The organism is Hymenobacter sp. J193 (genome assembly GCF_024700075.1).
Lineage (GTDB): Bacteria > Bacteroidota > Bacteroidia > Cytophagales > Hymenobacteraceae > Hymenobacter.
In genome coordinates, this window is record NZ_JAJONE010000001.1 from 2,673,807 (window position 1) to 2,697,537 (window position 23,731).

25 protein-coding genes are annotated in these 23,731 nt (G+C 60.3%); 13 read left to right on the forward strand and 12 right to left on the reverse strand.

The window, feature by feature from the left end:
• The first annotated feature begins 156 nt into the window (after positions 1-156).
• Both LRS06_RS11660 and LRS06_RS11665 read left to right on the forward strand, forming a co-directional pair.
• Complete coding sequence (locus tag LRS06_RS11660; RefSeq protein ID WP_257871653.1) at positions 157-1,470, forward strand: amidohydrolase; 1,314 nt, start codon at positions 157-159, stop codon at positions 1,468-1,470.
• 21 nt (positions 1,471-1,491) lie between these two features.
• Positions 1,492-2,370 (forward strand): RimK family alpha-L-glutamate ligase, encoded by an 879-nt coding sequence (locus LRS06_RS11665; protein ID WP_257871654.1) that lies wholly within the window; start codon positions 1,492-1,494, stop codon positions 2,368-2,370.
• Between the two features lie 204 nt (positions 2,371-2,574).
• On the opposite strand, the gene LRS06_RS11670 is transcribed toward LRS06_RS11665, so the two are convergent.
• Positions 2,575-3,354 (reverse strand): SDR family oxidoreductase, encoded by a 780-nt coding sequence (locus LRS06_RS11670; protein ID WP_257871655.1) that lies wholly within the window; start codon positions 3,352-3,354, stop codon positions 2,575-2,577.
• A 278-nt stretch (positions 3,355-3,632) separates the two neighbouring features.
• Between LRS06_RS11670 and LRS06_RS11675 the strand changes: the two genes are divergently transcribed.
• Positions 3,633-6,035, forward strand: coding sequence for a M4 family metallopeptidase (locus tag LRS06_RS11675; RefSeq protein ID WP_257871656.1), 2,403 nt, complete (start codon positions 3,633-3,635; stop codon positions 6,033-6,035).
• Between the two features lie 77 nt (positions 6,036-6,112).
• Here the strand turns inward: LRS06_RS11675 and LRS06_RS11680 are convergent, their stop codons facing one another.
• The 6 genes from LRS06_RS11680 to LRS06_RS11705 form a co-directional block, all read right to left on the reverse strand.
• Positions 6,113-6,844, reverse strand: coding sequence for a hypothetical protein (locus LRS06_RS11680; RefSeq protein ID WP_257871657.1), 732 nt, complete (start codon positions 6,842-6,844; stop codon positions 6,113-6,115).
• 75 nt (positions 6,845-6,919) lie between these two features.
• Positions 6,920-7,651: a hypothetical protein gene (locus tag LRS06_RS11685; RefSeq protein ID WP_257871658.1), complete on the reverse strand. Its 732-nt coding sequence runs from the start codon at positions 7,649-7,651 to the stop codon at positions 6,920-6,922.
• Positions 7,652-7,752: 101 nt separating this feature from the next.
• Positions 7,753-8,253, reverse strand: coding sequence for a methylated-DNA--[protein]-cysteine S-methyltransferase (locus LRS06_RS11690; protein WP_257871659.1), 501 nt, complete (start codon positions 8,251-8,253; stop codon positions 7,753-7,755).
• Between the two features lie 50 nt (positions 8,254-8,303).
• Positions 8,304-9,029, reverse strand: a complete 726-nt coding sequence (locus tag LRS06_RS11695; protein WP_257871660.1) for a phospholipase D-like domain-containing protein — start codon at positions 9,027-9,029, stop codon at positions 8,304-8,306.
• Between the two features lie 11 nt (positions 9,030-9,040).
• On the reverse strand, positions 9,041-10,246 hold the full coding sequence (locus tag LRS06_RS11700) for an amine oxidase (protein WP_257871661.1): 1,206 nt from the start codon (positions 10,244-10,246) through the stop codon (positions 9,041-9,043).
• Positions 10,247-10,355: 109 nt separating this feature from the next.
• On the reverse strand, positions 10,356-11,297 hold the full coding sequence (locus LRS06_RS11705) for a cation diffusion facilitator family transporter (protein ID WP_257871662.1): 942 nt from the start codon (positions 11,295-11,297) through the stop codon (positions 10,356-10,358).
• Positions 11,298-11,466: 169 nt separating this feature from the next.
• Here LRS06_RS11705 and LRS06_RS11710 point away from each other — a divergent pair, with 169 nt between their 5' ends.
• Together LRS06_RS11710 and LRS06_RS11715 are read left to right on the forward strand one after the other, a co-directional pair.
• On the forward strand, positions 11,467-12,861 hold the full coding sequence (locus LRS06_RS11710) for an APC family permease (protein WP_257871663.1): 1,395 nt from the start codon (positions 11,467-11,469) through the stop codon (positions 12,859-12,861).
• Between the two features lie 114 nt (positions 12,862-12,975).
• Positions 12,976-13,425, forward strand: coding sequence for a hypothetical protein (locus LRS06_RS11715; protein WP_257871664.1), 450 nt, complete (start codon positions 12,976-12,978; stop codon positions 13,423-13,425).
• Positions 13,426-13,680: 255 nt separating this feature from the next.
• Here the strand turns inward: LRS06_RS11715 and hemB are convergent, their stop codons facing one another.
• The gene (gene hemB / locus LRS06_RS11720; RefSeq protein ID WP_257871665.1) at positions 13,681-14,673 is read right to left on the reverse strand and encodes a porphobilinogen synthase; all 993 of its coding nucleotides are present in this window, start codon (positions 14,671-14,673) and stop codon (positions 13,681-13,683) included.
• A gap of 291 nt (positions 14,674-14,964) precedes the next feature.
• Between hemB and LRS06_RS11725 the strand changes: the two genes are divergently transcribed.
• Positions 14,965-15,282: a hypothetical protein gene (locus LRS06_RS11725; RefSeq protein WP_257871666.1), complete on the forward strand. Its 318-nt coding sequence runs from the start codon at positions 14,965-14,967 to the stop codon at positions 15,280-15,282.
• Between the two features lie 153 nt (positions 15,283-15,435).
• Here the strand turns inward: LRS06_RS11725 and LRS06_RS11730 are convergent, their stop codons facing one another.
• The 4 genes from LRS06_RS11730 to rocD form a co-directional block, all read right to left on the reverse strand.
• A complete protein-coding gene (locus LRS06_RS11730; RefSeq protein ID WP_257871667.1) occupies positions 15,436-15,993 on the reverse strand; it encodes a hypothetical protein in 558 nt (185 codons plus the stop codon).
• Between the two features lies 1 nt (position 15,994).
• Positions 15,995-16,543 (reverse strand): hypothetical protein, encoded by a 549-nt coding sequence (locus LRS06_RS11735; protein WP_257871668.1) that lies wholly within the window; start codon positions 16,541-16,543, stop codon positions 15,995-15,997.
• A 129-nt stretch (positions 16,544-16,672) separates the two neighbouring features.
• Positions 16,673-16,882, reverse strand: coding sequence for a hypothetical protein (locus LRS06_RS11740; protein ID WP_257871669.1), 210 nt, complete (start codon positions 16,880-16,882; stop codon positions 16,673-16,675).
• A gap of 227 nt (positions 16,883-17,109) precedes the next feature.
• A complete protein-coding gene (rocD, locus tag LRS06_RS11745) occupies positions 17,110-18,354 on the reverse strand; it encodes an ornithine--oxo-acid transaminase (RefSeq protein ID WP_257871670.1) in 1,245 nt (414 codons plus the stop codon).
• Positions 18,355-18,532: 178 nt separating this feature from the next.
• Here rocD and LRS06_RS11750 point away from each other — a divergent pair, with 178 nt between their 5' ends.
• The 7 genes from LRS06_RS11750 to ftsY all read left to right on the forward strand — a co-directional run bounded on the left by LRS06_RS11750 (position 18,533) and on the right by ftsY (position 23,640).
• The gene (locus tag LRS06_RS11750) at positions 18,533-18,697 is read left to right on the forward strand and encodes a DUF5522 domain-containing protein (protein WP_257871671.1); all 165 of its coding nucleotides are present in this window, start codon (positions 18,533-18,535) and stop codon (positions 18,695-18,697) included.
• A 195-nt stretch (positions 18,698-18,892) separates the two neighbouring features.
• Entirely contained in the window at positions 18,893-19,132 is a 240-nt protein-coding gene (gene rpmB, locus LRS06_RS11755; RefSeq protein ID WP_044003635.1) for a 50S ribosomal protein L28, read from the forward strand.
• Between the two features lie 205 nt (positions 19,133-19,337).
• A complete protein-coding gene (locus LRS06_RS11760; RefSeq protein ID WP_257871672.1) occupies positions 19,338-21,047 on the forward strand; it encodes an aminopeptidase P family protein in 1,710 nt (569 codons plus the stop codon).
• A 198-nt stretch (positions 21,048-21,245) separates the two neighbouring features.
• Positions 21,246-21,428 carry a 50S ribosomal protein L33 gene (rpmG, locus tag LRS06_RS11765; protein ID WP_019946888.1) on the forward strand — a complete coding sequence of 61 codons (183 nt, stop codon included), beginning with the start codon at positions 21,246-21,248 and terminating at the stop codon, positions 21,426-21,428.
• An 8-nt stretch (positions 21,429-21,436) separates the two neighbouring features.
• Positions 21,437-21,598 (forward strand): DUF4295 domain-containing protein, encoded by a 162-nt coding sequence (locus tag LRS06_RS11770; RefSeq protein ID WP_149069607.1) that lies wholly within the window; start codon positions 21,437-21,439, stop codon positions 21,596-21,598.
• Positions 21,599-21,783: 185 nt separating this feature from the next.
• Positions 21,784-22,620 carry a DMP19 family protein gene (locus LRS06_RS11775; RefSeq protein WP_257871673.1) on the forward strand — a complete coding sequence of 279 codons (837 nt, stop codon included), beginning with the start codon at positions 21,784-21,786 and terminating at the stop codon, positions 22,618-22,620.
• 42 nt (positions 22,621-22,662) lie between these two features.
• Complete coding sequence (gene ftsY / locus LRS06_RS11780; protein WP_257871674.1) at positions 22,663-23,640, forward strand: signal recognition particle-docking protein FtsY; 978 nt, start codon at positions 22,663-22,665, stop codon at positions 23,638-23,640.
• The last annotated feature ends 91 nt before the right edge of the window (positions 23,641-23,731 follow it).

Sequence of the window (23,731 nt, forward strand, 5' to 3'; positions counted from 1 at the left end):
CAGCCGTATCGTGTGCCTCTAAATATACTAGTTATGAACAAACGGCGCGCAAACCCGGAAGAGTTCAGGCCTGAAAGCGGGAAATGAGGGCCGGGCTGGTTTGGCCGAAGGGGTGTTGCCTTGTACCTTCCTGCCTCACTCTCTCCCGAAAAGGCTATGCAAACCCGAGTCGGACTACTGATGCTGAGTTTATTGCTGGGCAGTGCGCCCGGCGTAGTAGCCCAAAAGGCTACGGCCCTGGATGCCCGCATTGCCCGGCTAGCCGCCCAACAGGAGCAGCAGGTAATAGCCTGGCGCCGCGACCTGCACGAGCACCCCGAGCTGGGCAACCAGGAAACGCGCACCGCCGCGCTGGTGGCCGCCGAGCTGCGCCGCCTGGGCCTGGAAGTACAAACCGGGGTGGCCCGCACCGGCGTGGTGGCGCTGCTGCGCGGCGGCCGGCCCGGCCCCGTGGTGGCTTTGCGCGCCGATATGGATGCCCTGCCCGTGACGGAAAACACCAGCCTGCCCTTCGCTTCCAAGGCCACTGCCACCTACAACGGCCAGGCAGTGGGCGTGATGCACGCCTGCGGGCACGACACCCACGTGGCCATGCTGCTGGGCGCCGCCCGTGTGCTCACCGACCTGCGCAAAGACCTGCGCGGCACCGTGAAGTTTATCTTCCAGCCGGCCGAGGAAGGCTCCCTGCCGGGAGAGGAAGGCGGGGCCCGCCTCATGGTGAAGGAAGGCGTGCTCGAAAATCCGAAAGTAGACGCCATCTTCGGGGTGCACATCAACGCCCAGACGGAAGTGGGCACGCTCAAGTACCGTCCCGAGGGCGAAATGGCTGCTTCCGACGTGTTTAAGATTGTGGTGAAGGGCAAGTCGGCGCATGGGGCCTACCCCTGGCTGAGCGTAGACCCGGTCGTAGCGGCCGCGCAGATTGTGATGGGCCTGCAAACCATCATCAGCCGCCAGACCCAGCTCACCGAGGATGCAGCCGTGCTGACGGTAGGGATGATTCATGGCGGGGTGCGCAACAACATCATTCCCGAGCAGGTGGAGCTGACGGGCACCATCCGCACCTTCAGCAAGGAAATGCAGCAGAAAATCTGGGAAGCCGTGCGCCGTACCGCCACCAGCATTGCTGCCAGCAGCGGGGCCACCGCTGAAGTGAGCATCGAGAACTACGCGCCCGTAACCTACAACGACCCGCGCCTGACGGCACAGATGATGCCCAGCCTGCGCCGGGCAGCCGGCGTGGGCCCGGTGGTGCTGCAAAAAGCCGTGACCGGGGCCGAAGACTTTGCTTTCTTCCAGGAAAAAGTGCCCGGCCTGTTCGTGTTCGTGGGAGGCATGCCCAAGGGTAAAAACGCCGCCGACACGGCTCCGCACCACACGGCCGGCTTTTTCATTGATGAAAGCGGCCTCACCCTAGGTGTGCGTACCCTCACTACCTTAGCCGTCGATTACCTGTCGGCCAAACACTAGCGCCGCTTACCTTTCTTCTCTGTGAATATTGCCCTGGTTTCCTACGAAGGCCGCTTAAGCTCCCAATACGCGGCCGATACGGTAGCGGATGAAGACACGCTGCTGGCAAACTATTTAACTAGCCGCGGCCATCAGGTGACCATCGAAATCTGGTCGGATGTGGCTGTGCGCTGGGCGCAGTACGAAGCAGTAGTCCTTAAGTCGCCCTGGGACTATTTCGACCGCATAGCCGAGTTTTACGCCTGGCTCACGCGCTTGGAGAGTTGGGGCGTACAGCTGCTGAATCCTATTTCCGTGGTGCGCTGGAACGCCGACAAGCGTTACCTGCTGGAAATGGCCGAAGCCGGTGTGCCCGTAGTGCCTTCGCAATGGCTGGCGCGGGGCAGTAAGCTGCATGTGGACGCGTTGTTTGCGGCATTGGGCCAGCCCGGGCAGCTCATCATCAAGCCGGCGGTGAGCGGAGGGGCCAAAAACACCTTTGCCCTTACCGCTGCCGAGGCCACGGCACAGGCTGATTTCCTGCAGGAACTGCTAGCCGAAGAGGACTTTCTGGCTCAGCCTTTCCTGCCCCAGATTCAGACGCAGGGCGAATGGTCGTTGGTGTACCTGGGTGGACAGTTCAGCCATTGCGTGCTGAAAACCCCCAAGGCGGGCGACTTCCGGGTGCAGCATTACCTCGGCGGCGGCATCGAGCCGCACCCCGCGCCCGCCCATATCCGCCCGGTCGCCGACGACATCGTGCGCCGGTTCGCGCCCGGCTGCCTCTACGCCCGCGTGGATGGAGTGGAAGTAGACGGGCAGTTTCTGTTGATGGAATTGGAGCTGATTGAGCCCTTCCTGTATCTGGAAACGGACGCCGCCTCGTGGCCCCGCTACGAGCAGGCGCTGATGCAGGGTTGAATGGTTGTCATGGCGAGCGGCGCGAAGCAATCTATCCTGAACAAAACCAGCCCCGTCCTTCTACCACAAAGCCCCTGACGTCAGCGTGAACGTCAGGGGCTTCTAATTTGCCCAGGACGGAGGCACACCGCTTGATGCGCGAAATGGCATGCCTCCTCGCCATGACCAGCACACCGCCCCGCACCCGGAAAACCGTTCAATCTTTCAGAACCCGTTTACCAAGAAGCCGCCATCCACGCTCAGGCACTGGCCCGTGATGTAGCTGGCCGCCGGCATACACAGAAATGCCACGGCGGCGCTTACTTCCTCCGGCTCACCTATCCGTCGCATGGGCGTGCGGGCCACTACTTCGGTCAGGTAATCAGGGTTTTGTAGTACGGTTTCGGCCAGGGGCGTACGGATGTACCATGGCGCCACCGTATTCACCCGGATGCCGTCGGCGGCCCACTCCACGGCCAGGTTGCGGCCCAGTTGGGTCATAGCGGCTTTCGTCATGCCGTAGATGGAGCCGGTGCGAAGGGCAGTCAGCCCGGCCACCGAGGCCACATTTACGATGCTGGCTCCTCTGGCGGCCTTCAGCAGCGGGTGCGCGCCCTGGCACAGCCCAAACACCGATTCCAGGTTGGTAGCCATCAGCTGCTGGTATTCGGCCGGGGAATACGCGGTGGTGGGCTTGCGGATGTTGGTGCCCACATTATTGACCAGAATGTGCAGCTGCTGCCCAAGCTTTCCGGTGGCTTCCAGCACGGTGGCCCGGCCCGCAGCCTGGCTGACGTCGGCGGCAATGGCGTGAGCGGGCAGGCCCTGCTGCTGCCAGTGCTCTACCTGCTGCTGCAAGGCCTCGGGCTGCCGGGCTACAGCCAGCACGGTAGCGCCCAACTGTAGCAGTTCCTGCGCCACTGCGGCCCCTATGCCTTTAGAGGCGCCGGTAACAAGGGTGAGCTTACCGGCAAGGCTCCAACGCGAATTGATAGGACTGATCATCGAAAAATTTGTGAGGCAATATCAAAAGAAAAAATTTGTATTAAAGCGAGGCTTACGTCCGTTTGTTTTAGAACAAAATACAGATTTAACACGGAATCAAAGCAATTATCAACTTTCTAGTAGGAGAGAGAATAAATAAAATTTTAACAAAATTTTAACCTTTAGATACAAGTTATTCCAATTATTGATAGTTTGGGTCGCCAATCTGTTAAAAGCGCCCTCTCTCGCTTCAGGCACTTGGCTGAAATCATTTTCACACCACCCCAATCAACCCCATTATGCAAAAGAATTACCCGGCAGTAGCACTGCTGGTGCTTGGCAGCGCCATGTTCGCTCCAGCTCAAGCCCAGAATGGCGTGCAAGTAAAACAGCGTATTGCCTCGGCAGATGGTCAGCCCGAAATGATCAGCTTCGCCGAAGGCAAAGGCTACAAAGCCGCCGAAGCCGACAGGATGTTTCGTGAGCAGCTGGGCCTGCTGAAGGACGAGACACTGGTACGCCGCCAGACCGAAAAGGACGAGCTGGGCTTCGTGAACGAGCGGTACCAGCAGTACTACAAAGGCTACAAAGTTGAACACGGCGACTATCTGCTGCATGCCCGCCAGGGCGAAGTACAGCTGATCAACGGCCGGCTGGAGCGCGGGATGGAACGCGTGAACACCACGCCTGCCCTGAGCGAAGCCCAGGCCCTGGCCCGCGCCGTTTCCTTTGTAGGCGCCAAAAAGTACATGTGGCAGGAAGACCAGAGCTTTGCCCCGAAGGGCGAGCTGGTGATTGTGCGCAACGAGCTGGGCAAAGGCGCTGCCGCCGGCAAGCCTACGCTGGCCTACAAGTTCAACATCTACGCTCAAGCGCCCGTTAGCCGGGCCTACATCTACGTAGATGCCCGCTCCGGCGACGTCGTGTTCAAGAACGACATCATCAAGCACGCCGCTGCTACCGGCACGTTTGCTACCCGCTACAGTGGCACCGAAACGGCCACTACCGACAGCTACAACGGAACGTACCGGCTGCGCGATGTAACGCGCGGCAGCGGTATTCAGACCTATAACTGCAAAAAAGGCAGCAGCTACACCGCCGCCGTTGATTTCACCGACGCTGACAACAGCTGGACGGAGTACAACAACGCCAACTTCGACAACGCTGCCCTCGACGCCCACTACGGTGCCCAGAGCACGTACGACTACTTCAAGAACATTCACGCCCGCAACTCCTACAACAACGCTGGCGCGGCTATTAAAAGCTACGTGCACTTCGACGACACCCCCGGCGACGGAGTAGGTTTCGAAAATGCGTACTGGGACGGCACCCGCATGACATACGGTGATGGCGCTAGCCGCTTCCAGCCCCTGACCTCGCTCGACGTGGCCGCCCACGAAATCGGCCACGCCGTGTGCACCTACTCGGCTAATCTGACGTACTCCTACGAGTCGGGCGCCCTCAACGAAGGCTTCTCCGATATCTGGGGCGCCTGCGTGGAGTACTACAAAGACCCCACGAAGAGCACCTGGCTTATCGGCGAAGACATCGACAAGCAGCGTCCTTCCCTGCGCTCCATGAGCAACCCCAACGCCGAAGGCCAGCCCGATACCTACAAGGGCACGAACTGGTACAGCGGCAGCGGCGACAACGGCGGTGTACACTACAACTCCGGCGTACTCAACCATTGGTTCTACCGTCTGTCGGTAGGTGGCAGCGGCACGAATGATATTGGCAGCGCCTTCAGCGTAGCGGGCATTGGCATTGATAAAGCCGCCCGCATTGCCTACCGTACCGAAACCGTTTACCTGACTTCCTCCTCCAACTACGCCGCCGCGCGCACAGGCTCCATTCAGGCTGCCAAAGACCTATACGGGGCTGGCTCGGCCGAAGAGCAGGCCGTAACCAACGCCTGGTATGCAGTAGGCGTAGGCGCTGCCTATGGCGGGGGCACCACGCCTCCTCCCACCACCGTTACGTATTGCGCTTCGAAAGGCACCAACGTATCGTATGAGTGGATTGACTACGTAGGCCTGGGCTCTATTGCCCGTACTTCCAGCAAGGATGCCGGTTACTACAACGGCACCGCTACCAGCACGTCCCTGGCCGCCGGTTCTTCGCAGACCATCAGCTACAGCGCTGGCTACACCTCCACGGCTTACACCGAGTACTGGAAAATCTACATCGACTACAACCGCGATGGTGACTTCACGGACAGCGGCGAGTTGGTAGCTTCGCGCTCCTCGGCCAGCAGCGCCACGCTCACCAGCACGTTTACGGTGCCCCTCACGGCTAGGACCGGCGCTGCCCGCCTGCGCATCGTGATGAGCGACGGCTCGGGTACGACCAGCTGCAACAGCTACAGCTACGGCGAAACCGAAGACTACACCGTGAACATCACGGGCGGTGCCGCCATTGCGGCTGCCAGCACGGGTTCTTCGGCCAATCAGATTATCGGCAAAGAAGACAGCCGCGGTCTGGAGCTGTATCCTAACCCGGCTTCCGATGTAGTGCGCATCTCCCTGCCCGGTGGCGCCAAGGTGGCCAGCGTGAAGGTGGTTGACCTGCGCGGTGCTTCCGTAGGCGGTGCTCGCTACAACGACAACGGCACGCTGAACGTAAGCGGCCTGGCTAAAGGGGTGTATATGCTGTCGGTAAGCGACGGACAGAAAACCTTCCACACGCGCTTCGTGAAGCAATAGTCGAGTAGGCTAGCTTCTCATTGAAAAAGGCCCGTCGCACTGCGCGACGGGCCTTTTTGTGTATTTGCTGAATACCCTTAGGGCAGGAGCGCATACTCCACTTTCAGCTCCAGCAGGCCGTAGCCGTCGTTGCGGTCGGGGTTGGCCCGTCGGCTCACGTCGTCAAGGTGGTCGGTGGTAGTGAAGAAGTAGGTGCCCTCGGCCGTGATGCCCACGCGGCGGGACGCGCGCACCGTCAGTCCCAGTCCTACCGGCGCAATCAGGGCCGTGGCGGGGTAGTCGTTGCGCTCCGGCGAGTCAAACTGCGTGTCGTTGGTGGGCCGCTCGGTGCCGTGGTACGACTCAGGGCTGTACAGCAAGGCGCCCACGCCAAACCGCAGATACGGTTTAAGCGTGGCCGGCCCACCGGGGCCATCGGCAAAGTCGCCGGGACCGGGCACCGTCAGGCGTCCCTGGGCAATAAGGGAAGCATTGCGCCCCCGAAACGCGAGGCCGCGCGAGGCCAGCCGGTCTTTGGCTCCCACCTGGAAATACGTAAACTCGCCGCCTACCTGCAGGCCCGGATACAGCTTGTAGAGGGCACCCACGCTGATGGCCGGCCCGATAAAGTTTTCGCCCAGGGAGCCGGTCAGGTCACCGTTATAGTAGGAAATACCGCCCCCGAAGGTAAGCCGTACCGGTCCCCGGTAGTAAGGCCGGGCCTGGTGGCTGTAGTAGCGCTTACCGCGCGAGGCGCTTTGAGCCTGAACCCTGGAAGGGGTGCAGACAACGGCGGCCAACGAAGCGGCCAGAAGAAAACGGAGATTCACAGGCAGGAACGCATGGTAATGGCCCGGCATACGCCGGCCGGGCCTTCGTCGTTGCGCAACGCCGGCCTGGAGCTTTTATTTGAACTTGCCCTGAGGGTCGGGCTGCTTGGCGAGCAGCTCACTGATTAAGCCGAAATCCAGCAGCGCCATGTTGTACTTCTGGGTGGTATGCACGGCTTCCCAGGCCTGAGGATATTTTTCCTGGAGGTAGTAGGCTCGGGCCAGCTGGCTCCAGGCACTGGCATTAGCCGGCTGGAACTGCACGGCGCGCTCCAGCGTGGTGACGGCATCGGTCAGGTCGCGCTTCTTTTTGCTGGTGGTGTATTGCAGCAGCTGCAGCGTGCCCAGGTCGCCCAGCAGCGCGGCGTTGTCGGGCGCAAGGACCAGGCCTTGCTGCAGAAGTGGCAGAATTTCGGTTGGCGCGGCCTCGCGCTGGCTGAGTACCACGGCCTGCCCGCGGAATGCATCGGGGTTGCGCGGGTCCAGGGCCCAAGCCAGGTTGAAGCGGTACATGGCCGTGTCGGGCTGGTTTTCCTGCAGGTACTCAAAGCCCTTATCCGAGAAGAAGCGGCTGGCCTCGGCCCGCGACGCGAAGCTGCGGGTGGCATCGGCCAGCACAGCCGGCCCCGCCAGCCGTTCGGCTTCGGCAGCTGATACGCCGCCGTACAAAGGCAGCATGCGCCGGGCAGCGTCGGGCAGGGAGGTAGCCCCGGCTTTTTGCTTGATCTTAACTTTCTGGGCCGAGGCCGGCGTGAGGGGCAGCAAAGCGGCCAGCAACAGCATGCCGCCCAACAAATAGTTTTTCATGAGAATATAGGTCAGGAAACCGGCCGGGAGGTTGCAAGCTCCCAGGGTGTTCCGACAAATATACTACCTGAAAAAAGAGCAAACCGGCGCACTGCAACAACCTAAAACAGTGTGGTCTGGCGGGGCGGCTGCTCGAAGTCCAGCAGCCACTTTTTGCGCCCTAGGCCCCCGGCATAGCCCGTCAGGCGACCATTGGCCCCGATGACACGGTGGCAGGGCACTACAATAGCCAGCGGATTCTGCCCGTTGGCCGCGCCCACGGCCCGCACCGCCAGCGGGTTGCCCAGCCGGTGAGCCACGGTGAGGTACGACACCGTCTGGCCGTAGGGAATATAGGTAAGCTGCTGCCACACCTGCCGCTGAAACTCCGTGCCCAGGCTTGGGTCATAGGTCAGCTGAAAGTCGCGCAGCTCACGGCCGAAGTAGGCCCGCAGCTGCTCATAGGCCGGTTTCAGGCAGCTGGGCACCGCACCGGGTGGGGTAGAAGCTGCCGGCTCGGCGGGCAGCCGCGCAAACTCTACGGCCCGCAGGCCCGCATCGGAGCCGCGCAGCTCCAGCAAGCCAGCCGGCGAAACCAGCGAAGCACAGGCAATAGTCGTCATATAAAAGCGCACTACAGGCAAGCAGCCGGCCGAAGTTCGCGCTTTTGCGGTTATTCTGCCAGGTTTTTACCTGCTAGGGGCGGCATCAGCGGCAGCTCGGCCCAGAGGCGCTCAAACTCCAGCTGGTAGCTGCGAATAACCTTTGGGTCGTCGGCGATGAGCAGGTTCTCGTGGTTGTAGAGCGAGGCCGAACGGGTCCAGTTGTAGCTGCCCGTCAGCACGGAGCGGCCATCGGCTACGGCAAACTTATGGTGCATGTGGTTGTCCGTGGTATCGACGTGCACGGGAATACCGGCCGCGTGCAGCTGGCGGATGTCGGAGCCTTTGTCGTAGAGCTTCTCGTTGTCGGTGAGCAGGCGCAGGTGCACGCCCCGGCGGTGCGCGGCCAGCAGGGCATCCGTAATCCGGTCATCGGAAATGGTAAACACGCACACATCAAGCGAGTGCGCGGCCCGCTGGATGAAGCGCCGAATGGCATCGGCGCAGTTGTCCAGCGGGCTGAAATACACTTCGGTGTGCGTCGCCGACGCCCCGGCCGAGGGCATCAGCAGGGCGCCGGCCGCCTCCAGCCAGTCGATGGCCGCTTTATCGGGCAGGGTGTTGAACCGCTCCCGCACTACGGCAAACAGCTGGTGGCGCAGCTCGTCCAGCGCATTGCCGTGCTGTCCGTGGGCCGCCAGCTGGGCCCGCAGCCGGCTGGCTTCCTCCTGCGACAGGGTGTTATCGGCAAACGACTGGCGGAACAGCGCGAGCAACGGGTGGGAAGAGTCAGCCATACGACGACGGATTACAGGGCCGAAAAGGTGAAGGCTTCAGTGGAGGTAGCCAGCAGGGGCTCTACCAAAGCCTGGGCGTCGCGTAGGGCCTCGGCGTAGGGCTCGTGCAGCACCCGCACGGGCGGCCCATCGGGGCGCAGCACGGCATCCCAGAGGCCGGAACGGTGCCAGTCCCGGTCGAGGTGGTCCCAGTCGGGCCGGTCGAGGATGGGGTAGAGGCACACGCCCCAGAGCGGAATGCCCTGGCGCAGAACTTCGGCACACTCTTCGCCCACCATCTGCATCCAGGAAGGGCGGTCCATGCCGGGGTGGCTGGTTTCGCTGAGCACAATGGGCTTGCGGTAGCGCTTGTAGGCCATCCGCAGCAGGGCACTCATGGGCTTCCAGCGCGGGTCGTAGGGCTCATTCACCCAGTTGAGGCGGTGGTGGGTGTGAATTTCCCACTGGTTGTTGTAGTAGTAGTTGAAGCCCAGAATATCCAGGTACTCAGGCCGACCGCCCAGCTCGGGACACATGCGGCCGCAGAGCATATCCACGGCCTGAAACTGGTGTTCCGTAAATTCCTTGGCCCGCTGCTTTTCGGCGCGGCTGGCGTTCAGGGGCGGCACAATATGGATGAGCGGCTCGGTGGTCATGATGCGCACGGTGGGGTCGGCCTCGCGCAGGGCCACCACCCCTTCGATGTAGGCACGCATCAGCCCGTACTTCACTTCCCAGCCCTGGCCCACACAGTAGGGAACGGTGCCCCGGGCGTCGCCGCCCAGCCAGCTCATAAAGCTCACTTCGTTGATGGGTGTCACAATCAGCTCGTCGTCGGGCCGCAGGCTGCGGTAGAAAGCCACAAAGGCCCGGCACAAAGCCGCGAAGCGCCGCGCAAACATGGGGTGCAGGGGCGTCAGGTCATCAGGGTAGCCGAAGTGGCACAGGTCCCAGACCTGCTGAATGCCGTTGCGCTGGCCGGCCGCCAGCATATCGGCCACGGTGCTCCAGTCGTACTGGTAGGGGGTTTTCTCCACCTGGCTCCAGCGGATTCCCTCGCGCACGGTGCCCAGGCCAAACGACTGCAGATCCTGGTAATCCTGCTCGATAAGCTGCAAATGACCCGTCAGCGGCAGAAAATCGACGCGGTGGCCAAAGCAGTTCTGCTGGTCGGTACATTCGTAGCCGGCCATCCAAAACGAGCGAAAGGGGTTGTGAGTAAGCGTAGCAACCGACATAGTCACGGATTAGGTGAATGATGCTACCCGCCCCAGCCCGGCGCGGGTTTCCGCTGACGTGTACCCCAAAAAGGCTCCTAAGGTTAAGGTGCCGGAGTTCATGACCGGGCTACGGCTGGCTTTGCCGCTGCCGCGCCGACACTGCTTTGGCTTCCACGAAAATGCGGCGCACGTACGGATACCTGGCTTTGATGGCGTCCTGTAGCCGGTCGATGGCGTGCTCTACCTGCACGGCCGTCAGCTCGTTGCGGAACTCCACATCCAGGGCCATCATCACGTCCTGCGGACCCAGGTACATGGTGAGGGGCGGCGAAATGTGCTCTACCTCGGGCTGACTGCGGGCAATTTCCTGCAGCCCGGCCAGAGTTTCCTCATCCACGCCTTCGCCCACCAGCAGGCCCTTGGTGCGGCTCACCAGAAACACCGCCACCAGCATCAGCAGCAAGCCAATGGCAATAGAAGCGGCTCCATCGAGGTAAGGATTGTTGAACGCATGGCCGAAATACACGCCCAGCAGGGCAATGGCCAGGCCGAGCAGCGCCGCCAGGTTTTCGAGCACGGAGGCAAACACCGCCGGGTCCTTGCTTTGGCGCAGAATGGTCCAGAAGCCGGCTTGAGCGTGCGTATTCTGCTGCATGAGGGCCTTCACCGCCAGCCAGCAGGCCCAACCCTCAAAGCCGATAGCAATGCCCAGTACCACGTAGTTCCAGAGGGCGTCGGTGAGGGGCTCGGGGTGCTCAATATGCTTTATGCCTTCGTAGAACGACATGCCGCCGCCAATGGCAAAAATCAGCACGGCCACTATCAGGCCCCAGAAATACAGCTCCTTGGAACGGCCAAAAGGATGGCGGGCGTCGGCGGGCTTCTGGCTCTGGCTTACCCCGTAGAGCAGCAGAATAGCGTTGCCGCTATCCACGAGGGAGTGAATGCCTTCCGAGAGCATAGCCGAGCTGCGGGTGAAATAGGCGGCTACAAACTTGCTGAGCGCAATGCCAATGTTGGCCACCAGACCGCCGTAGAGCGCGGATTTTGAGGAGTTGGGGTTTGCCATAGAGAAAATAACGTCAGCCGAAGGATACGCGGGCCAACTCCTAAAGGATGAAGGCGGGCGCACGTATTCCCCCAGGAGGTAGGCCGCCGGATGCAAACCTTTTACCTTTCCCTGGCTTTTACGCCCACGTCCTCTCGTCCCGCTTTCTTTTCCGTATGGCGTCTGCCCTATGAACCAAACCGCTACCTCTGCACCCCTCCACCGCCGCCTTGGTTTGCTGCAAGCTACCGCCCTCAACATGATTGATATGGTGGGCATCGGGCCATTTGTCACGCTGCCGCTGGTGATGGGTTTTATGGGGCCAAACTTCCTGCTGGCCTGGCTGGTGGGCGCGGGTCTGAGTTTGGTGGATGGGCTGATCTGGAGTGAGCTGGGCGCGGCCTACCCCGAAGCTGGCGGCTCCTACCGCTTCCTCAAGCTGGCTTATGGCGAGCATACCTGGGGCCGGCTGCTATCCTTCCTCTACGTATGGCAAACGCTGATTCAGGCCCCACTGGTGGTGGCGTCGGGCGCTATCGGCTTCGCGCAGTACTTCGGCTACCTCGTGCCGCTCACGGAGTGGTGGCAGCCCAAGCTGGTGTCGGGGGTAGTGGTACTGCTGCTCATTGCCTTGCTCTACCGCCGCATCGAGGCCATTGGCAAGCTGGGCGTCATGCTCTGGGTGGGCGTGCTGGGTCTCATGGGTTGGCTGATCTTTGGGGGCGTCACCCACGCCGAGCATGCGGTGGCCTGGCTGCCCGAAGGCGGGTTTTCAGCCTTGCCGGGTATCCTGCTTTCCGCCGCTATGGGGCAAGCGGCGGTCAAGACCATCTACAGCTACCTGGGCTACTACAACGTGTGCCACCTGGGCGCCGAGGTAAAGGAGCCGCACAAGCTCATTCCGCGCAGCATCTTCCTGAGCATTCTGGGCATCATGGCTTTGTACCTGCTACTCAACTGGAGCGTGGGCTCGGTCATTCCCTGGCAGGAGGCCCGGCACTCCGAGTTCATCGTGAGTACGTTCGTGGAGAAGCTCTACGGCGCCGCGGCTGCTAAAGCCGCTACGGCCCTGGTGCTGTGGGTGGCATTTGCCTCCCTGTTTGCCGTGCTGCTGGGCTACTCGCGCATTCCCTATGCCGCCGCCGCCGATGGGGAGTTTCTGCCGGTTTTCGCCCGTACCCACCCCACCAAGCAGTTCCCGCACGTGTCGCTGCTGCTGCTGGGCGGGCTGGGGTTCGTGTTCAGCTTGCTCTTTAAGCTGGGCGAGGTCATCAGCGCCATTCTGGCCATGCGCATCCTGGTGCAGTTTGTGGGTCAGGCCGTGGGGCTGATGCTGTTACGCCGGCGTCGGGGCACCGCGGGCCTGCCGTTTCGGATGCCGCTCTACCCGCTGCCCGTCGTCGTGGCCGTGGCCGTGTGGCTCTGGATGTTCTACAGCATTCAGGATGGCATTTCGCTGGGCTGGGCCGGGTTGCCGGGCCGGGTGCTGCCCTTCCAGCTGGGGGCCGTGCTCATGATGGGGCTGGGCACCGTGGTGTTCCTGCTCTGGAGCCGGAAGCTGGGTCGGTGGCCGTTTGCAAAGTAGCAGCCACTTTCATTTCTGTTATGAAGTATAGTGACTACTGAATCCGATGCTAGCAACGACTAGTGTTTGACTCAGCCATTCGCGTATATTGGCCTATCTATAGGTTCAGAAAACATGGCGAAATCGGAGAAGGTCAATGTACTGCTTTTGGCATTTGAGGAAACTCTTGTTGCCTTGGCATACGGATTTGCAGGAGTGGTTGCAACGGCTCTATGCGTTGGTTTATTAAGTGTGCTTATTGGCAAGCAGGTTGGGCTAGTTGAGTCCGGTCTGGCTGCAACAATCATTGGCGGTGTGGCCTTTCTCATAGGTATTCTGTCAACTGGCTACAAATACCTCAAAGAGGATAAAAGAGAAAATTTACTTTTGAAGCACTTCTTGCAAGGAGTATTCGGGTTCATTGCTGGACTTGCAGTACTGCTTTTATGTCTGAAGATAGAAGAGTTGCAGTCTTGGAATGCCTTTCTCGATTATGCAGTCTATGTGGCTCCACTCATTGGGTTGCTCATAGGTTTTAACCACCGAATTGGGCACAGACGTCTTCGGGCAGCGGCAGACTCCTGATAAGCAGGAATTCTACATGTTTTAGACGATTCTGGGGCTTAGTGCCTATTGCTATTGGACGACGAAAAGCCCGCCGACGCAATGCCGACGGGCTTTTTCAATTATCCAGAAAATTGGATTTACCCAGGCATGAACCCAGCAGCATCTGCTAGGGTGGATAAGGAGTGCCTGGATAGTGCCTATATCGAAAACGACTGAACCCTGCTTTGTGCCGGCCACCTGTTTTCAGTACAAAGTATTATGAATCTAAGATGCCTACCCCCGCCGCAGCACGGCGGCGGCTTCCTTGGCGAAGTACGTCAGGATAGCGTCGGCGCCGGCGCGCTTGATGCTGGTCAGCACTTCCATCATCGTCCGCTCTCCGTCGAGCCAGCCATTCTGGGCGGCGGCCTTCACCATGGCATACTCGCCCGACACGTTGTAGGCCGTAACGGGTAGGTTGGTGTGTGTTTTCACGTCGTGAATCACGTCGAGGTAGCTCAGGGCGGGCTTCACCATCACCATGTCGGCGCCTTCGGCTTCGTCGAGGGCCAGCTCGCGCAGGGCCTCGCGGCGGTTGGCCGGGTTCATCTGGTAGCTTTTCTTGTCGCCGCGTTTGGGGGCCGAGTCCAGGGCGTCGCGGAAGGGACCGTAGAACGCCGAGGCGTACTTGGCTGTGTAGCTCATGATGCTCACGTGGGAGAAGGCGTTCTGGTCCAGCACTTCCCGGATCCAGGCTACGCGCCCATCCATCATGTCGGAGGGCCCGATGATGTCGGCGCCGGCGCGGGCCTGGGCCAGGGCCATCTGGCCGAGCACTTCCAGGGTGGCATCGTTCAAGATTTCGCCCGATTCGGCATCTACCACGCCGTCGTGCCCGTCGGAAGAGTAGGGGTCCATGGCTACGTCGGTCATCAGCACCACATCGGGGAACTGGCGCTTGATGTCGGCTACGGTCTTCAGGTACAGCCCCTCGGGGTTGGCCGATTCGCGGGCCAGCCGGTCCTTCAGCGCGTCGTTGATGCTCGGGAACGGCGCAAAGGCCTTCACGCCCAGCTCCACGCACCGCCCGATTTCATCGATGAGGCGGTCGGCGGTGAAGCGGCTGATGCCCGGCATGGAGTGGATGGGCAGCTCCTGGTTCTGGCCTTCAATCAGAAAAACGGGGTAAATAAAGTCGTGGGTGGTGAGGCGGGTTTCCTGCACCATATCCCGGATAACCTCGGACTTGCGGTTGCGGCGGGGCCGGTGCGTTGGCAGATTCGGCATGGACGTTACAATTGGTAAGACGGGAGAGAACAACCAAGGCGAAGGTAAGGTTGCGGGCGGGAGTTATAACTGCCAGCGGGGAGCAGTGCAGCGGCAGCATTGCCTACGACCCCGGCAGGCCAACGGCAAGATTCCTGACAGTGTTTTTATACCTCAGCGCCAGCAGATACGGCTTCTTTTCCTGTTCCCGCCTAAGCTGGGCCTTATCCCGCGGAACGTACCGGCCGTACAATAGGGCAGCTTACCGCAACAGTCGTTTCGGATAGGCTCTCAACCTAACCTACCACAACCATGGAAAATAAGAAAACGGATAACTCGCCCAACAGTGCCGAAACCGGCAAGCAAGCACCCGGCGTAAGCGGCCAGCCCTCGGGCCCGCACGAAGGCCCCGTGGCCGGCGACGCTACCAACACCCGCGGCGAAAACGTGCCGAGCCGGGAAGGCCACAGCGGCGGCGCCAAGAAAGGCAAGTTCGACCCGGAGACCCATAGCCCCCAGGGTTCCCACGCTGCTCCCTCCGACGAGCGGGGCGCCGACAGCTCCGATAAGGAGTTTCGCAACAACCAGCCCAACGACAGCACCTCCCACGCCGGCCGCCCTACTTCCTAGGCCAACTGATAATCAGAAATAAACACGGAGGCCCCGCCTTGCCACTCGGCAGCGCGGGGCCTCTGTTGTTTTTTGCAGCTGTATACAGCGTTTTGCGCTAGGGTCACTCTAAGATAATGCTCAACAGAAGAGGAAAACCGCGCTTGTGAGGAGTTACCCGTAAGGCCAGTCGCCTTTAAAACTTAAAGCGAATGAAAGTAAAAACCCAATGCCCACCAGTACAATTGTGCCCAGTACTATGAGAGAGACTAGTGGGAATTTTGCAACTAGAAATACCACGAGTGTAAAACCTCCCACTATGTATAAAGTAGAAGGTTCTAATAAAGACGAGGATTCAAACTTCTTAAGAGGTCGTTGCAGCCTTGCTGCAATACTGTGAGTTTTTTTAAGCCTTGTCTCTCGAAGCAGCGACGGTGAAGCAGGAGTTAGTTGCCGCCGCTGCCGTGCAACTACCGTCAGGCGCTGATTTCGCTTGGCCGCTGCTGAAGTAACGTGCACGGTTGCTGCCAGCCGTTGCGGAGTAGTAGTGGGCACGGCAACTTGCAACTTCCTTTTGTCAGCCGGCTGTAAAATACTTGTGTTTTTATCGCACGAACTGTACGCTACCACTGCCTCAGAGCGAGGTTGAAACCGAAACGTCACCCGCTCGCTCCGGCAACCAGCCAACAGCCCGAAAATTATCCATGCCCACCAGAGCGTCTGCTTTTCCATTCTACATATTAAAGAACTCCTGGAAGATTTCCTGCCAGGCGTGGCTGCCCCCGATGCCCATCACCAGGAAGTAGTAGCCCAGCACCACAATCAGCGCGCCTACGCCCAAGCCCAGCCAGCCGCCGAGCAGCAGCCCCGTCAGCACCCCACCGATAACTAGCAAACCGCCCAGCACCAGATGCAGCGTATCGTGTTCCCGGTCGGTGGGTGCCAGCCTGGGGTGCGGCGCTTTTTGCGGCCGGGCCGTGGCGGTAGCGGCCTGCACGGCCGGAGTAGCGGGCCGGGCGGCCAGCACGCGGCGCGGCAACGCCGGGCGGGCGGGCAAGGAATGCCGTACGGTAGGCACAGCCGCCGGCGCCACGGAAGCTTCCAGCAGCGGCGCGGCCGGCTGGCTATCCGGCGTACCAGCAGGCGCCGCGGCTACTAGAGGTATAGGTGCGGGCCTGAACGAAAAAGCTGCCTGCTGGCTGTGGCAGCCCATCAGCAGCCACGCAGCCAGGAAAAAGAAACCGGCGCGCTGCCACACCCGGCGAGTACCTGTACAAGGCATAGAATACGGAAGAAGAGTACGGCGCCAAGGTACGCAACCCGCCCGCGCCTCGTTGGGCCGAACGCCGGCGCGCCGCGCCGGACCCGAAAAAGTCCAACGCGGCGCGCTTCAGTAAATTGAGTTAAAACGCTACTTGTCGAGCTGCTTGGCGGCCGGAGCGGGTTCAGGGGAAAGCAGCACGCGGGTAGGCTCGGGTCCTTGCGAGTCGTGCATCATCACCACGGACGTAGTACTAGCCACTGCCTGGCCTGAGGGCCGCTGAAAAGCGTTTTTGGCGCTCTGGCAGCTGCCCAGCGTCAGGATGGAGGCACACAAAAGCAGCGAGTAACGAGTTGACATAGCCAGTGAAAAGCAGTGAAGACCTTACAAAGCTACGCAGCTTTGCGGCTGTCTAACTACCCTTTTCGTCCAAACCGTTCCGCTACCCGGTGAACTAGTTGACTTCCTGAGTTAAATCCATATCCAGCCCGGGAAACTACTCAGTTATTTAATTTCCAGTTGCGTGCTGTCAGGCAGTTCTTATACAAACACGGACAACACGCAACTGGGAACTGACAGCTGAACCCTTAGAATGCCAGAATGACTTCCTCGATAATGTCGCAGGCGGCGTGCAGCTGCTCCTCGGTGATGACCAGGGGTGGGGCAAAGCGGATGATGTCGCCGTGGGTGGGCTTGGCCAGCAGGCCGCGCTCCATCAGCGTCACGCACACGTCCCAGGCCGTGCGGCCGTCGGCGTGGGGCTTGATGATGACGGCGTTCAGCAGGCCCTTGCCGCGCACCAGCTCCACCACTTCGGGGCGCTTGGCTTGCACGCGGCGCATCCGCTCCCGGAACACTTCCCCCAGGGCGCGGGCATTTTCGGTCAGCTTCTCGTCCAGCAGCACATCCAGGGCCGCGCGCAGCACCACCGAGGCCAGCGGGTTGCCGCCGAAGGTGGAGCCGTGCTGTCCGGGCTGGATGGTAAGCATGATTTCGTTGCGGGCCAGCACTGCCGACACCGGCAGCACACCCCCGCTCAGGGCCTTGCCCAGGATGAGGATATCGGCGTGCACACCTTCGTAGCAAACAGCCAGCAGCTCGCCGGTGCGGCCCAGGCCAGTCTGGATTTCATCGGCAATGAACAGCACGTTGTGGGCTTTGCAGATGGCGGCCGCTTTGGCCAGGTAGCCATCCGACGGCACCATCACGCCGGCCTCACCCTGAATAGGCTCCACCAGGAAGCCGCACACGTGCGGGTCCTGCACGGCTTCTTCCAGCGCGGCTAGGTCGTCGTAGGGCACCACCTGATAGCCGGGCACATAGGGGCCGAAGCCGCCGGTGGAGTCGGGGTCGGTGCTGAAGGAGATGATGCCGGTGGTGCGCCCGTGGAAGTTGTGCTCGGCCACGATGATGCGCGCCTGGTTGGGGGCAATGCCTTTTTCCTGGTAGCCCCACTTGCGGGCCAGCTTCAGGGCGGTTTCTACGGCTTCAGCGCCCGAGTTCATCAGCAGGGCCTTGTCGTAGTTGAACAGCTCACACAGCTGCTTTTCGGCCGCGCCCAGCTGGTCGTTGAAGAAGGCGCGGGACGTGAGGGTGAGCTTCTGGGCCTGCTCGGTGAGGGCCCCGATGATGCGCGGGTGGCAGTGGCCCTGGTTTACGGCCGAGTAGGCGGAGAGAAAATCGTAGTAGCGCTTGCCCTCCACGTCCCACAGAAACGCGCCTTCGCCCCGGCTGAGCACCACGGGCAGCGGGTGGTAGTTGTGGGCACCATAACGGTCTTCGAGGGCCATCAGCTCCTGGCTGCGGGCGGCGGTAGTGGCGGTAGCTTCCATTGTTGGGTGGGTTTGGGGTGGTCAGTTTTCAGTTTCCAGTTGCCCGTTGCCAGGTATAGATCAATAAATAACCGACTGACAACTGGGAACAGGCAACTGGAAACTCGGTACAGGTCAAAACTACGCAAAAAGGCCGGCCCGCGCCGCGTCGTATCTTTGCCTAAACCCTTCTGCTTTCGTGCCTCAGCCTCCCCAGCCCCAACCCCTGCAGCCCGGCGACTTTTACTACACGCCCGAAGGCTACCTGGTCTTTACCGAGCAGTACCACCGGCGGCGCGGCTCCTGCTGCGGCAGCGGCTGCCGGCACTGCCCGTGGCGAAAGAAGGTGACACGTGACAAGTAACAGGTGACACGGAACACGTAAAAAAGCCGTTGAGAAGGTGTTGCCTGTCGATTTTTACCTGTCACTTGTCACCTCATCACGTGTCACTTCAACGGCTAACCTGCTATTTTTCAGCCCGTGGGTTTGTTACTGTCGAAGATATGCCGATATTTGCGTCCCTTTTCCAGTATTGACACCTTCAAGTTCCTAGATATCATGGCCCGAGTTTGTGATCTGACCGGCAAGCGTACCCGCGTAGGCAACAACGTTTCGCACGCCAACAACAAAACCAAGCGCAAGTTCTACCCGAACCTGCAGAAGAAGCGTTTCTACATCCCCGAGCAGGACGCCTGGGTGACGCTGAAGGTGGCTACCAGCACCATCCGCACCATCAACAAGAACGGCATCATGTCGGTGCTGAAGAAAGCCAAAGAGCAGGGCTTCATCGTTTACTAGCTTCTTCTGCCTTCGGCAGAAATAAAGCAAGTCAAGCAAGCGCGAAGCACCCGCGGAGTTTTTCCTGGTAAAGGAATTTACTCTGCGGGTGCTTCGCGTTGTTGTGACCGGCCGCATCCGGCGGGGAGTATTTTTTGCCATCTTACGCCCGGGCAACCCGCCTCCGCGCAACGCCGGGGGGCCGTTAGTTGTCCTTGCCCTCACTATGGCTCACTCTCTACTCACTACGTCGGTGCGGCTGCTGCTGGCCGCCAGCCTTTTTGCTGCCGCGGCGCCGGTAGCTTCCGCCCAGCGCGCCGCCGGCCCCGACCGTCCCGCCGATTTTCTGGACCCGGCTTTTCATAAGCAGCGGCGCGAATTGCTGCGCCAGGCCATGCCGGCCCGGTCGGTGGCCGTGCTGTTTGCAGCGCCGGTGCGCAACCGCGCCAACGACGTTGACTTTCAGTACCACCAGAGTCCCGACCTGTTTTACCTGACCGGCTACGACGAGCCGGAGGCCATGCTGGTACTGTTCAAAGAGCCGCAGACGATAGGCGGACAGGCGGGCATCACCGAGGCCTTGTTTGTGCAGCCCCGCAACCCCCAGCGCGAGCAGTGGACCGGCCGCCGCCTGGGTGCCACCGGGGTCAAAGAGCAGCTCAAGCTGCAGTACACGGCCGATAATAAGACCTTTGCCGCTGCCGGCATCCGGTGGGCCGACTTCGGCACGGTGCTGTTTACGGAGCTGCCCGCCGACGTGCGCGACGACTCCACCGACCCCGCCGACCTGTTCAGCCTCGTGGCCACGTTCCGGCAGCAGGCCGGTATTCCCACCGATTTCAACCCCAAGCAGGTGGAGCTGTACCGCACCATGCAGCGCTACGGCGTGAGCAACGCGGCCAACATCAAAGGCTACCTCGAAAACCTGAGCAAGGAAATACCCGCGCTGGCCCAGGATGCCTACGTGCAGAGCTACCTGAAAGCCACCACCGATGCCGAGCGGGAAAAAGCCCTGGCCGCCCGCCCCGCCAGCCGCTACGATAATGCCTCCCTCAACGACGCGCTGGACGTGCTGCGCCAGGTCAAAACTCCGGAGGAGCTCCAGCACCTGCGGAAAGCTATTCGCATCAGCACCGTGGGCCAGCAGGAGGTAATGAAAGCCGTGCGCCCGGATATGGGCGAAATGGAAATTCAGGGCCTGCACGAATACGTGTACAAGAAGTATGGTGCCGAGTTTGAAGGCTACCCCAGCATTGTGGGTGCCGGCGCCAACGGCTGCGTGCTGCACTACATCACCAACGACAAGCCCCAGGTGAAAAACGACCTGCTGCTGATGGACTGCGGCGCCGAGTACCACGGCTACACCGCCGACGTGACGCGCACGGTGCCACCTTCCGGCAAGTTCAGCCCGGCCCAGCGGCAGATTTACGAGCTGGTGCTGGCAGCTCAGGAGGCCGCTTTTCAGGCCTGCAAGCCCGGGGCCGAGTTCCGGGCTCCGCACAAAGCAGCTGAGCAGGTCATTGCCGACGGCCTGATTAAGCTGGGCATTATTCAGAAGCCGGAAGAGGCCCGTCGCTATTTCCCGCACGGCACCTCGCACTACCTGGGCCTCGACGTGCACGACCGGGGCACGTACGGCCCGCTGGCGGCCAACCAGGTTATTACCGTGGAGCCCGGTATTTATATCCCCGAGGGCAGCCCCTGCGACCAGAAGTGGTGGAATATCGGTGTGCGCATCGAAGACGACATACTGATTACCCCTACCGGCTGGGAAAACATGTCGGCCGAGGCGCCGCGCACCGTGGCGGACATCGAGAAGCTGATGGCCAAAAAAGCGCGCTGGACGACTTCAAGCTGCCCAAGCTGTAGCCTGAATAGTATCTGGCTGAATGGCTTGCGGGCGAAGCCATCCTCTCCGAGTGGCGCAACAAGCTAATATGGCCGGATTCGCGCGGCTCACGCTGACGAGCCGTTCAGCCAGAAAACCAGTCGGCCATTCAAGCATGCAGCCATTCAGCCAGATAACCATTCAGCCATTTAATACGCTAACAATTCAGCCATTTAACTATCAACTGTTTGACATTTCCGAAAAGCCTCTTACCTTTGCAGTCCTTAATCCAAAAACCCCGTCGAGATGGCTAAGAAAGGCAACCGGGTGCAGGTAATCCTTGAATGCACTGAGCATAAGAACTCGGGGCAGCCGGGCACCTCGCGCTACATCACCACCAAGAACCGTAAGAACACGCCTGAGCGTATTGAATTGAAGAAATTCAACAACGTGCTCCGGAAGATGACCGTTCACAAGGAAATTAAGTAACCTGAGCAATGGCTAAGAAAGTAGTAGCAACCCTGAAGACGGCTACCGGCAAAGACTGGGCGAAGGTGATTCGCGCCGTGAAATCGGAGAAAACTGGTGCCTATACTTTCCGCGAGGAAATGGTGCCCGTTGATAAAGTGCAGGATTACCTCGCCACCGGCGTTAAGTAATTCGGGCTCTGTGTCGGCCCAGCCTGGGCATATGCCCCCGGCTACCCAGACAAGACATCAGGAAACAAGCCACTCATCCAGTGCCAGACTATTGTAGTCTTCGGCCCAGCGGATAGGGGGCTTGTTTTTCGTTTTGTTGCCAATTGGTTGCAGTACCTTGTCGTTATTTTCCTAAACTTCCACTTGTGACTTCAGTACCCTCCTCCACCGGGCCGGTTGACTCGTCGGTTATTGTATCCAAGGACAGCTTCGATAACCCGGATGCCTACGCAGTGGTGTATTCCAACATCACGTTTGTGAATGCGTTGCGTAGCAGCTACTTCACCAATCAGGAGTTGGCTCCCGATGCCCTGCGCAGCTACTACGTGGACTATTACCTGGCTCAGGTAAATAATGGTGGCTTCTCGCAGTTTGTCTATAACTCGGGCTGGGACGCGGATATGGTGCGTACTGTTCGGGAGGGGTTGGCATCCATGGAAGCCCGGCAACATCTGGCTTTGTTTGAGCGCGGGGCTCAGCTGATTGATGGGCTTGGAGCCGCCGGCCTGCAGGCATATCTGGAGGATGACTATTGGGGCGACAACGACACGCGTGACGAACTCAACAGCATCGGGGATGAGTTCTTCCAACTTTCCGAGCAGGAAGATTTGGTTGACCTGAATGCCCGCTGGCTTCGAGGCCTGCCTAACCTGCGCGTGCTAACCATTCCGCAAATGGAAGCGGAAGTAGACCGGCGGATAGCGGCCCTGCCTGACTTTGCCTTCCGGGAAGCCCAGGCGCGAGCCAATGAGCCGCGCTATTACAAAGTGTCCCGCGCCTTGTGCAAGCAGGCTGGCCAGGAGCTGGTGAGCGTGAATGCGTTTGATGGAGCACGCTACCAGGGCCGTAAGGTCCAGGCTACCCACATCAGTACCAATCAGGGCCACCACTACTGGTTTGAAGAAAATGGCCGAGCTTTCCTTCTCAATACCAAGGGTCGGCTGGTTACGGAGCTGGATATCACTGCCAGCCTAACCGACTAGCCTACACCCCTTTCAGGATTCAACGCCCCCAAGACCCTAATTATGGGACTTTTCGATTTTTTCAAGAAGGACAAGGAAAGCAAGGAGCAACAGCAGGCGCTTGATGAGGGCCTGCAGAAAACCAAAACCAACTTCTTCGACCAGCTTAGCAAGGCCGTGGTGGGCAAAAGCACCGTGGACGAGGCCGTGCTCGACGACCTCGAAACCCTGCTCGTGCACGCCGATGTGGGCATCGATACCACGGTGAAGGTCATCGACCGCATCGAAAAGCGCGTGGCCCGCGACAAGTACGTGAGCACCTCGGAGCTGGACCGCATCCTGCGTGAGGAAATAGTGGAGCTGCTAGACCGCAACAGCGGCGCTACCGGCTCCCGCGCCATCCTCGACCGCCCCGACAATACCGGGCAGCCTTTCGTGATTATGGTGGTAGGCGTGAATGGCGTAGGCAAAACCACTACTATCGGCAAGCTGGCTCACCGCTTTCACAGCGCCGGCAAGAAAGTGGTGCTGGGTGCCGCCGATACCTTCCGGGCCGCTGCCGTAGACCAGCTCATCATCTGGGGGCAGCGCGTGGGCGTGCCCGTGATTTCGCACGGCATGAACACCGACCCGGCCGCCGTAGCCTTCGATGCGGTGCAAAAAGGCGTAGAGCTGGGCGCCGACGTGGTCATCATCGACACGGCCGGCCGCCTGCACAACAAGGTGAACCTGATGAACGAGCTCAGTAAGATCAAGCGCGTGATGCAGAAGGTGATTCCCGATGCGCCCCACGAGGTATTGTTGGTGCTCGATGGCAGCACCGGCCAGAATGCTTTCCTGCAGGCCAAGGAGTTCACCAAAGCCACCGAGGTAACAGCCCTGGCTATCACCAAGCTCGACGGTACGGCCAAGGGCGGCGTGGTTATCGGCATCAGCGACCAGCTCCAGGTGCCGGTGCGCTACATCGGAGTGGGCGAAAAAATGACCGACCTGCAGCTTTTCGACCGGCACACGTTCGTGAACTCGCTGTTCAAGAAGTAGCAGCACGACATCATTGGTCACAATGGCGCCTCCGCATATTGAATGGGGAGGCGCCCCATTGTGTTTAACCCAAGGGGTGAAAGGTGAGGTA

Coding starts and splice junctions, on each gene's coding strand:
- LRS06_RS11660 (WP_257871653.1), top strand. CDS start 157: ATGCAAACCCGAGTCGGACTACTGATGCTGAGTTTATTGCTGGGCAGT.
- LRS06_RS11670 (WP_257871655.1), bottom strand. CDS start 3,354: ATGATCAGTCCTATCAATTCGCGTTGGAGCCTTGCCGGTAAGCTCACC.
- LRS06_RS11675 (WP_257871656.1), top strand. CDS start 3,633: ATGCAAAAGAATTACCCGGCAGTAGCACTGCTGGTGCTTGGCAGCGCC.
- LRS06_RS11685 (WP_257871658.1), bottom strand. CDS start 7,651: ATGAAAAACTATTTGTTGGGCGGCATGCTGTTGCTGGCCGCTTTGCTG.
- LRS06_RS11690 (WP_257871659.1), bottom strand. CDS start 8,253: ATGACGACTATTGCCTGTGCTTCGCTGGTTTCGCCGGCTGGCTTGCTG.
- LRS06_RS11695 (WP_257871660.1), bottom strand. CDS start 9,029: ATGGCTGACTCTTCCCACCCGTTGCTCGCGCTGTTCCGCCAGTCGTTT.
- LRS06_RS11700 (WP_257871661.1), bottom strand. CDS start 10,246: ATGTCGGTTGCTACGCTTACTCACAACCCCTTTCGCTCGTTTTGGATG.
- LRS06_RS11705 (WP_257871662.1), bottom strand. CDS start 11,297: ATGGCAAACCCCAACTCCTCAAAATCCGCGCTCTACGGCGGTCTGGTG.
- LRS06_RS11710 (WP_257871663.1), top strand. CDS start 11,467: ATGAACCAAACCGCTACCTCTGCACCCCTCCACCGCCGCCTTGGTTTG.
- LRS06_RS11715 (WP_257871664.1), top strand. CDS start 12,976: ATGGCGAAATCGGAGAAGGTCAATGTACTGCTTTTGGCATTTGAGGAA.
- hemB (WP_257871665.1), bottom strand. CDS start 14,673: ATGCCGAATCTGCCAACGCACCGGCCCCGCCGCAACCGCAAGTCCGAG.
- LRS06_RS11725 (WP_257871666.1), top strand. CDS start 14,965: ATGGAAAATAAGAAAACGGATAACTCGCCCAACAGTGCCGAAACCGGC.
- LRS06_RS11730 (WP_257871667.1), bottom strand. CDS start 15,993: ATGGAAAAGCAGACGCTCTGGTGGGCATGGATAATTTTCGGGCTGTTG.
- LRS06_RS11735 (WP_257871668.1), bottom strand. CDS start 16,543: ATGCCTTGTACAGGTACTCGCCGGGTGTGGCAGCGCGCCGGTTTCTTT.
- LRS06_RS11740 (WP_257871669.1), bottom strand. CDS start 16,882: ATGTCAACTCGTTACTCGCTGCTTTTGTGTGCCTCCATCCTGACGCTG.
- rocD (WP_257871670.1), bottom strand. CDS start 18,354: ATGGAAGCTACCGCCACTACCGCCGCCCGCAGCCAGGAGCTGATGGCC.
- rpmB (WP_044003635.1), top strand. CDS start 18,893: ATGGCCCGAGTTTGTGATCTGACCGGCAAGCGTACCCGCGTAGGCAAC.
- LRS06_RS11760 (WP_257871672.1), top strand. CDS start 19,338: ATGGCTCACTCTCTACTCACTACGTCGGTGCGGCTGCTGCTGGCCGCC.
- rpmG (WP_019946888.1), top strand. CDS start 21,246: ATGGCTAAGAAAGGCAACCGGGTGCAGGTAATCCTTGAATGCACTGAG.
- LRS06_RS11770 (WP_149069607.1), top strand. CDS start 21,437: ATGGCTAAGAAAGTAGTAGCAACCCTGAAGACGGCTACCGGCAAAGAC.
- ftsY (WP_257871674.1), top strand. CDS start 22,663: ATGGGACTTTTCGATTTTTTCAAGAAGGACAAGGAAAGCAAGGAGCAA.